The 8235-nt window shown below is 64.9% G+C and carries 8 protein-coding genes; 4 read left to right on the top strand and 4 right to left on the bottom strand.

Annotated features, from left to right (window positions below):
- From EOB59_RS36870 to EOB59_RS30540, 3 genes are all read left to right on the top strand, one after another.
- Positions 1-1121: iron chelate uptake ABC transporter family permease subunit (locus EOB59_RS36870; protein WP_245486825.1), on the top strand; the 1121-nt coding region annotated here is incomplete at its 5' end.
- Between the two features lie 109 nt (positions 1122-1230).
- Entirely contained in the window at positions 1231-2955 is a 1725-nt protein-coding gene (locus EOB59_RS30535) for an ABC transporter ATP-binding protein (protein ID WP_128289963.1), read from the top strand.
- Positions 2956-2988: 33 nt separating this feature from the next.
- Entirely contained in the window at positions 2989-3675 is a 687-nt protein-coding gene (locus EOB59_RS30540; RefSeq protein WP_128289964.1) for an isochorismatase family cysteine hydrolase, read from the top strand.
- Between the two features lie 6 nt (positions 3676-3681).
- Here the strand turns inward: EOB59_RS30540 and EOB59_RS30545 are convergent, their stop codons facing one another.
- Both EOB59_RS30545 and EOB59_RS30550 read right to left on the bottom strand, forming a co-directional pair.
- Positions 3682-4623: an LLM class flavin-dependent oxidoreductase gene (locus EOB59_RS30545; protein WP_127808765.1), complete on the bottom strand. Its 942-nt coding sequence runs from the start codon at positions 4621-4623 to the stop codon at positions 3682-3684.
- Positions 4624-4732: 109 nt separating this feature from the next.
- Entirely contained in the window at positions 4733-4888 is a 156-nt protein-coding gene (locus tag EOB59_RS30550) for a hypothetical protein (protein ID WP_127269069.1), read from the bottom strand.
- A gap of 289 nt (positions 4889-5177) precedes the next feature.
- On the opposite strand from EOB59_RS30550, the gene EOB59_RS30555 reads away from it, so the two are divergent.
- On the top strand, positions 5178-5945 hold the full coding sequence (locus EOB59_RS30555; protein WP_128289965.1) for an SDR family oxidoreductase: 768 nt from the start codon (positions 5178-5180) through the stop codon (positions 5943-5945).
- 97 nt (positions 5946-6042) lie between these two features.
- Here EOB59_RS30555 and EOB59_RS30560 read toward each other — a convergent pair whose 3' ends face one another.
- Complete coding sequence (locus tag EOB59_RS30560) at positions 6043-6987, bottom strand: ABC transporter permease (protein WP_128289966.1); 945 nt, start codon at positions 6985-6987, stop codon at positions 6043-6045.
- Positions 6984-8039: an ABC transporter permease gene (locus EOB59_RS30565; RefSeq protein ID WP_127808761.1), complete on the bottom strand. Its 1056-nt coding sequence runs from the start codon at positions 8037-8039 to the stop codon at positions 6984-6986. The genes EOB59_RS30560 and EOB59_RS30565 overlap by 4 nt, the downstream gene beginning before the upstream one ends.
- Positions 8040-8235: the final 196 nt, after the last annotated feature.

An 8235-nucleotide genomic window follows, 5' to 3' on the forward strand; every position in this document is an offset into this window, starting at 1 on the left:
GTGCCCTGCTCTGGCTCACCGACCGCCTGGTGCAGCATCTGCCGTTCGCCGGCGAAATCCCCGCCGGCACCGCGACCGCTTTGCTCGGCGCGCCGCTGCTGCTGTTCCTGTTGCCGCGAATGCGAACCACCCCCGAAAGGCAGGCCGACATGGTGTCGTCGATACGCCTGCCGACAAACGGCCTGCCGTTGATCGCGGGCCTGCTGGCGCTCATCCTCGCGGTTGTCCTCGCCATCGGCTTTGGCCGTGGCGCAGGCGGTTGGCACTGGATCGCATCCGCGGATTTGACCGAGCTGCTTGCCCTGCGCGCGCCTCGCGTCGTCGTCGCCCTGTCGGCGGGCGTCCTGCTCGCCGTCGCCGGCACGCTGATGCAGCGCATGACCGGCAACCCGATGGCCGCACCCGAGGTCCTGGGCATTTCCGGCGGCGCCTCTTTCGGCGTGCTGGCGCTGCTGCTGCTCAGCGACGGCTTCGACCGCGCGGCAATGCTCGGCGCCGCCCTCGCCGGCGCCTTGCTGGCGCTGACGATCGTCGTGCTGGTCGGGCGGCGCAATGCCCTGTCGCCGGAACGGCTGCTGCTTGCCGGCGTCGCCGTGGCGACGGTCGCGTCCGCCTTCGCCGCGCTGCTTCTGGCCAGCGGCGATCCGCGCATGGACTTCCTGCTCGCCTGGCTGTCGGGATCGACCTATCGCGCAACGCCAACGGATGCCTTCACCGCCGCAGCGGTCGCGGTCACCGTCCTCGCGCTGGCGCCGCTGACCGCGCGCTGGCTCGATATACTGCCGCTCGGCGAAACCGCCGCGCGTGGCCTTGGCCTGCGACTGGGACGCGTTCGCGCCACATTGCTTGCGCTCACCGCATTGGCCACCGCAACCGCGACATTGGTCATCGGCCCGCTGAGCTTCGTCGGCCTGATGGCGCCGCACCTCGCACGCATGCTCGGCTTCCGCCGCGCCGTGCCGCAGCTTCTGGCCTCGGCCATGACAGGCGGGCTGATCCTCGTTGCCGCCGACTGGGCAGGGCGGACGCTGATCTTTCCCTGGCAAGTGCCGGCCGGCCTCATCGCCGCCTTCGTCGGCGGCCCCTATTTCATGGCGCTGATGTGGAAAGGCAGGCAATGAAGTCCGTCCTGGCCTATTGCCGCCGTTGCGCTGCCGATTGTAAGCAGCGCCCACCGATGACGGCCGGCGCGCTCACCGCGCCCGTCAAGACAGCTTGCGGTTCACCTCGATGATCAGACGTTTCCTTTCCTACTACGCGCCCTGGAAGGGGCTGTTCGCGCTCGACTTCTCCTGCGCGGTGCTGGCCGGCCTGCTTGAACTCGGCTTTCCCATGGCGGTCCGCACCTTCGTCGACCAGCTGCTGCCGCAGCAGGACTGGACCTTGATCATCATCGCGTCTGCCGGGCTGCTGGTGATCTATCTGCTCAACACGGTGCTGATGGCGGTCGTCACCTATTGGGGCCACATGCTCGGCATCAACATCGAGACCGAGATGCGGCGCAAGAGCTTCGATCATCTGCAGAAACTCTCGTTCCGCTTCTACGACAACCACAAGACCGGCCATCTCGTCGGCCGCGTCACCAAGGACCTCGAGGAAATCGGCGAGATCGCGCATCATGGCCCCGAGGACCTGTTCATCGCCATCATGACCTTCGCCGGCGCCTTCGTGCTGATGTTCACGGTCAACATGCATCTGGCGCTGATCACGGCGGTGATCGTGCCTCTGATCGCCTGGGTGACGATGCGCTACGGCGACCGCATGGAGCGCAACTGGCAGGCGCTCTACCGGCGTGTCGGCGATTTCAACGTCCGCATCGAGGAGAATGTCGGCGGCATGCGCGTCGTCCAGGCCTTCGCCAATGAGGAGCATGAGCGCACGCTGTTCGCGCATGACAACCAGCGCTACCGCCAGACCAAGCTCGACGCCTACCGCATCATGTCGGCCAGCAATTCCCTGAACTATATGGGCATCAGGTTGATCCAACTCGTGGTCATGATCGCCGGCAGCTATCTCGTCATCACGGGAGGCCTCAGCAATGGCGGCTTCGTCGGCTTCCTGCTTCTGGTCGGCGTCTTCGTACGGCCGATCGAGAAGATCAACTCGGTGATCGAGACCTATCCCAAGGGTATTGCCGGCTTCCGCCGCTACACCGAATTGCTCGACACCGAACCCGACATCGCCGACCGGCCAGGTGCCGTGACCGTAAGCGGCCTCAAGGGCGATATCGAATATCGCGGCGTGAGCTTCGGCTATGGCGACGGCAAGCCGGTGCTCAGGGGTATCGATCTCACCATCCACGCCGGCGAAACCATCGCCTTCGTCGGCCCGTCCGGCGCCGGCAAGACCACCATCTGCTCGCTGCTGCCGCGTTTCTACGAGGTCAGCGCCGGCGCGATCAGCATCGACGGCATCGATATCAGGAACATGACGCTCGCTTCGCTGCGCGGCCAGATCGGCATCGTCCAGCAGGATGTGTTCCTGTTCGGGGGCTCGATCCGCGAAAACATCGCCTATGGCCGCCTCGGCGCTTCCGACGAGGCCATCACCGACGCCGCACGGCGGGCGCAACTCGACGACATGATATCGGGCCTGCCGGCCGGCTATGACACGATCATCGGCGAGCGCGGCGTAAAATTGTCCGGCGGCCAGAAGCAGCGGCTGGCGATCGCCCGCATGTTCCTGAAGAACCCGCCGATCCTTATCCTCGACGAGGCGACGTCGGCGCTCGACACCGAGACCGAGCGCGAAATCCAGAAGTCGCTGGCCGAACTTGCCGAGGGCCGAACCACGCTGGTCATCGCACACCGGCTGGCAACGATCCGCGGCGCCGACCGCATCGTCGTCGTCTCGGAGTCGGGCGTCGTCGAACAGGGTTCGCACAGCGAACTGCTCCGCGCCGGCGGCATCTATCGGCGCCTGCACGACGCCCAGCATCTGGTGTCGTCGCGCTGATCCACTATGGTCTGCCAAAGCAGGGAGCCCCGGATGATCAAGGCAACGCCCTTCGATTTCCCCTATGACGGCGCGCTGGTGGCCGAAAACACAGCACTGGTCGTCATCGACCTGCAGCAGGATTTCCTGTCGACGACAGGCTACTTCGCCAGGCAGGGCTATGACCCGTCGCCTCTAAGGGCGATCCTGCCGACCGTCAGCCGGCTGATATCAGCCGCCCGCAAGGCCGGTGTCAGGGTCATCCACACCAGGCAGGGCTACCGGGCTGACATGGCCGACATGACGCCCTACGAGACATGGCGCCGCAAGCGCGCTGGGCTCGAAGGCACCGAAATCCTGCTGCGCTCTGGTCCAGGATTCCAGATCGTTCCGGAGATCGACGTCGCCCCGCAGGACATCATCGTCGACAAGACCTGCAACAGCGCTTTCACCTATACGGATTTCGAACTTGTGCTGCGCGCGCAAGGCATCACGCATCTCATGTTTTCCGGATGCACCACGGATGTCTGCGTCCACACCACGCTGCGTGAGGCCTGCGACCGCAATTTCCAATGCCTGACGATTTCGGACGCCTGCGCCAGCGGCGACAGACAAGCGCACGAAGCAGCGCTTCACATGGTGACGGTTGAGGACGGCGTCTTCGGAGTGCTGGCGGATGCAGCCGCCGTCATTGAAGGCCTGTCGCGGCTTGGCGACAGGCCCGAGGCAACAAAAGGCTGAAGAACTTCAGCCCGTTGCCCGCGTCTCCAATCCTGCACGAGACGCATATGCCCCAGGCTGGAATGCCTCGTGTTCGCGACGCGCCAGCGAATTGCGCAGCAGAGCGATCGTTTCCCGGCCGAGCGTTGCGATCTCGCGTGGCGTGTCGACGCCGACAATCATGAATTCATCGATCCCAAGGGCTGCATACGCAAGCAGCGACAGGGCGGCCTGGGCTGGCGGCCCGGCAACATCGACCGCCTTGTGGCCGGAGGCGGAAGCACCTTGGTGAATCCCGACCGGAAGCGCGAAGCGCAGCTTGCCGGCCCGACCATGTTCGGCGGCGGAGCGGCGCACCCGCTCCATCAATTGCCGGATCTCGTCGATCGAGCCGGGCGCCAATTCAAAGACATCGGCATGCCGGCCGGCAACTTTGAGTGCCGTTCCGGACTGCCCGCCCATGCGGATGACCAGGTCGGCGCCGTGCGGTCCCTTGCGCGGCACATAGCCGCCCTTGATGCTGTAGAACGTTCCTTCGTGGTCGAAGGGCCGGTCGTTCGACCACAGCCGCTTCAGCAGCACCAGATATTCGTCGATGCGCTGCCAGATGACGGTGTGCCCGACCGGCCGTGTTTCGGCGTCGGCGTCGCTCAGCGGCTCGCTGATCATTCTCAGCGCCAGGCGCCCGCCGCTTTTCCTGTCGATCGACGCCAGTTGGCGGGCCGCCACGGTCGGTTCGACCACGCCCGCCCAATGGGTGAGCACGACTTCCAACGACGAGGTGCGATCGAGCACCTGGGCCGCAAGATCCATGTTGGTCAGCAGTCCGGCCGAATCGTCGATGACGATCTTGCGGAAGCCGCCATCCTCGATCAGCCCGAGCTTGGTCGCGGTCTCGGCAAAGTCGTAGAAAAAGGGAACCGCGGCATCGGCGGTCTTACCGGGAATATGCGTGAACTCGATCGGCATTGCCATGTCCTCCGTGGTGTCGGGCGCGCGAAAGCACGCCGAGGATTCGGTTCATTCAACTCCGATTGCCTGAAAGCGGTGGGCAGCTAAGCCCGGTCGATCTGACGACTCAGGGAATAAGGCCCAGCACAACGGCCCCGGTGAACACGAACGCAAGGGCAAAGACGAGATAGGCGAAAGCCCCGGCATAGGCCGGGCGAAAGGCCTGGGCATTGGCCGACCGCTGATCACTGCGATCCGTCTGGGCGTTCTGGATATAGGACATATCGACCTCCGTCTCGGCGGTTAATCTATAAAACTTGTAGACTTTGTCGATTGCTATTTTTTGGCCAAAGATGGAATAATTTTCTCCTATGGTGCTGGAAGTTGGTAGGTACTTGCTTAGAGGGAGCACTCCAACGGCCGATCCATATGGAGCGTCCGTTTTCGCTTCTGCGTCCGAATGGACCTATGACCTTGCCCTCGCTGCACGCAACTCGTGGATTGGCCGCCCGGCGCCGGCGCGGTAGCATCGCCCAACCCGCAAAGCGAAAACGTCACATAGGGGCAGAAAAATGGGCACAAGACTGGCCGGCAAGGTCGCCATCATTTCGGGAGGAGCGACGGGAATGGGTGGAGCGGCTTCGGAGCTGTTCGCCGCGGAAGGCGCCAAGGTGGCGATCATCGACCGCAACGGCGAGGCGGCCGCCGCAACCGCAGCGACAATCAGGGCGCGCGGCCATCTCGCCGAGCATTTTGTCGCCGACGTCTCCGACGAGGCACAGGTCGAAGCGGCCGTGAAGGGTGCTATCGAAAAACTCGGACCGGTCACCGTGCTGTTCAACCACGCCGGCACCATCGTGATAAAGCCCTTCCTGGAGACCACGGTGCAGGAATGGGACTGGCTGCATGCCGTCAATGTGCGCTCGATGTTCCTGATGACGCGCGCCGTTTTGCCCGGCATGATTGCGGCCGGCGGCGGCTCGATCGTCTGTACTTCGTCGATCTCGGCGGTGGCGGCGACTCCCAACGAAGTGCTCTACGACACCACCAAGGGCGCCTGCCACATGTTCGCCCGCGCCATCGCCGTCGAGTTCCGCGACCGAAACATCCGCTGCAACGCCGTCTGCCCCGGCTTCATCCGTACACCGCACGGCCTGCGCGAGGTCGCCGACCTCGGCAGGCTCGGCGTCGACGTCTCCGACGCGGCACTGGCCGCGCAGCAGGGCTGCATCGGCGAGCCGGAAGAGGTGGCGAGAGCAGCGCTCTACCTGGCCAGCGACGAGTCGAGTTTCGTCAACGGCACGCATCTGTTCGTTGACAATGGTTTTACGGCGATGTGAGGCTTTCCAGGGACAGGTTCTTCGTCCCAGGGACAGCTTGTCGCCCTTCCTCTACCCCGTCGATCGGGGGAGAGGAAAGGCACCAAGTCCTGCTCGTCTACCGTTCTTCCCGTCGAAACGGCTTGAGCAGCGCCGACGGTGCCGTCGCGTTGCGCGACATCACCGCCATGGCGACTATGGTGAAGATGAACGGCAGCATCAGGAACGCCTCGTAGGGGATGTGTCCGAGCCCGCTGGCCTGCATGCGCAGCTGCAGCGCATCGACGAAGGCGAACAGCAGCGCCGCCCCCGCCGAGCGCCACGGATCCCAGCGGCCAAACACGACCAGCGCGATCGCCACCCAGCCACGCCCCGAGACGACGCCGAAGGTGAAGGCGTTGAACTGCGCCATCGACAGAAAGGCGCCGGCCAGCCCCATCAGCGCACCACCGAGGATGACCGCCTGGAAGCGCGTGGCGATGACGCTGACCCCCGCCGAATCCGCGGCGCGCGGGTTTTCGCCGACCATGCGCACCGACAGGCCCCATGGCGTGCGGTAGAGCACGAAGGCGGCGAGCGGAATGGCCAGGATCGCCATGTAGACCAGCGCGAACTGGTTGAACACCGCCGTCCCGAGCACCGGGATGTCCGACAGGAGCGGGATCGGCAGCGTCTGAAAACCCTTGATGTTGGGCGGCACTGATTGCTGGCCGAAGATGAGCCGGTAGAGGAAATAGGCGAGGCCCGACGAGAACAGCGTCACGCCGATGCCGCAGACATGCTGGCTGAGGCCGAGCGCCACGGTGAACAGCGCATGCAGCGCGCCCATCAGCATGCCGGTCAGCACTGCCGCCAGCACGCCGAGCCACAGGCTGCCGCTGAGGCTGGCGGCGGTAAAGCCGGTCATCGCCGACAACAGCATGATGCCTTCGATGCCGAGATTGAGCACGCCGGCCCGCTCCGAGAACATTTCGCCGAGCGTCGCGAAAGCCAGCGGCGTGGCAATGCGGATGATCGCGGCCAGGAAGCCGACCTGGAAGATCTGTTCGAACACCGCGCTCATCGGGCAACTCCGACGCGGCGGATGCGATAGGCGGTGAACAGCAGCGCCACCAGCATGGCAAGCAATGCGGTGCCCTGGATGACGTCACTGAGGAAGGCCGGAACGCCGGTCGCCCGCGACATCGCCTCGGCGCCGGTCATCACGGCGGCAAGGAAGATCGCTGCCGGCACGACGCCGAGCGGATTGAGCCGCGCCAGCATGGCAACGACGATGCCGGAATAGCCGTAGCCCGGCGAGATGTCGCTCATCACCTGGAAATGCACGCCGCCGACCTCGCCGACGCCGGCCAGTCCGGCCAGCGCGCCGGACAGCAGCGCCGTCGAGATCAGCACCCGCTCGACATGGATGCCGCCATATCTGGCGGCTTCCGGGTTTTCGCCGGTGACCCTGATCCTGAAGCCGAGCGTCGTGCGCACGATCAGGAACCAGATCAGCGGCGCCGCGATCAGCGCCGCGACGACGCCGAGATGCAGTCTTGTGCCTTCGAGCAGCACCGGGAAATTGGCCGAATCCTCGATCGGCGGCGAGATCGGATAGCCGCTGAAGGAGTCCTTCCACGGGCCTTCGATCAGCGCCATCAGCGCATAATAGATGACCGAGTTGAGCAGCAGCGAACTGACGACATCGTCGACCTTGAATTTTACTCTGAGCGTCGCCGGCACCAGCGCGACTGCGGCTCCCGCCGCGGCACCGGCGACCGCCATCAAGACCATGGCGAGTGGTCCCGGCATTGGAATGGCACCGACGAAGCAGCCGGCCACCGCGCCGGCCAGCAATTGGCCCTCGGCGCCGATGTTCCAGAATTTGGCCCGGAAGGCGACCGCGACCGCCAGTCCGGTGAAGATCATGGGTGTTGCACGCACCATCGTTTCGGTGATCGCATAGCTGTCGCCCAGCGACGCCGTGAACATCACGCCATAGGCTTCGAGCACGCCGGCGCCGGCCAGCGCGATGAGGCCGCTGCATAGGATGAGCGTCCCGCCGATCGCCAGCAATGGCAGAGCGAGGTTGAACCAGGCAGGTGTGCTTGTGCGGGCTTCCAGGCGGAACATTAGGCGGCACCCTCTGTTCTGTCTGTCGAACAAGAATTCTGACGAAGAGGGACCCCCACCCCTAGCCCCTCCCCACAAGGGGGAGGGGAACTCTCGCAGGCGCCGACCACGACAAAACAGCAGAAGTCCGGGCTCGGAAGCTGTGTGAACGGCGAGCGGCAGCATCCCCCTCCCCCTTGTGGGGAGGGGTTAGGGG

Origin of the sequence: Mesorhizobium sp. M7A.F.Ca.MR.176.00.0.0 (genome assembly GCF_004023165.1) — a bacterium.
Classification (GTDB): Bacteria; Pseudomonadota; Alphaproteobacteria; order Rhizobiales; family Rhizobiaceae; genus Mesorhizobium.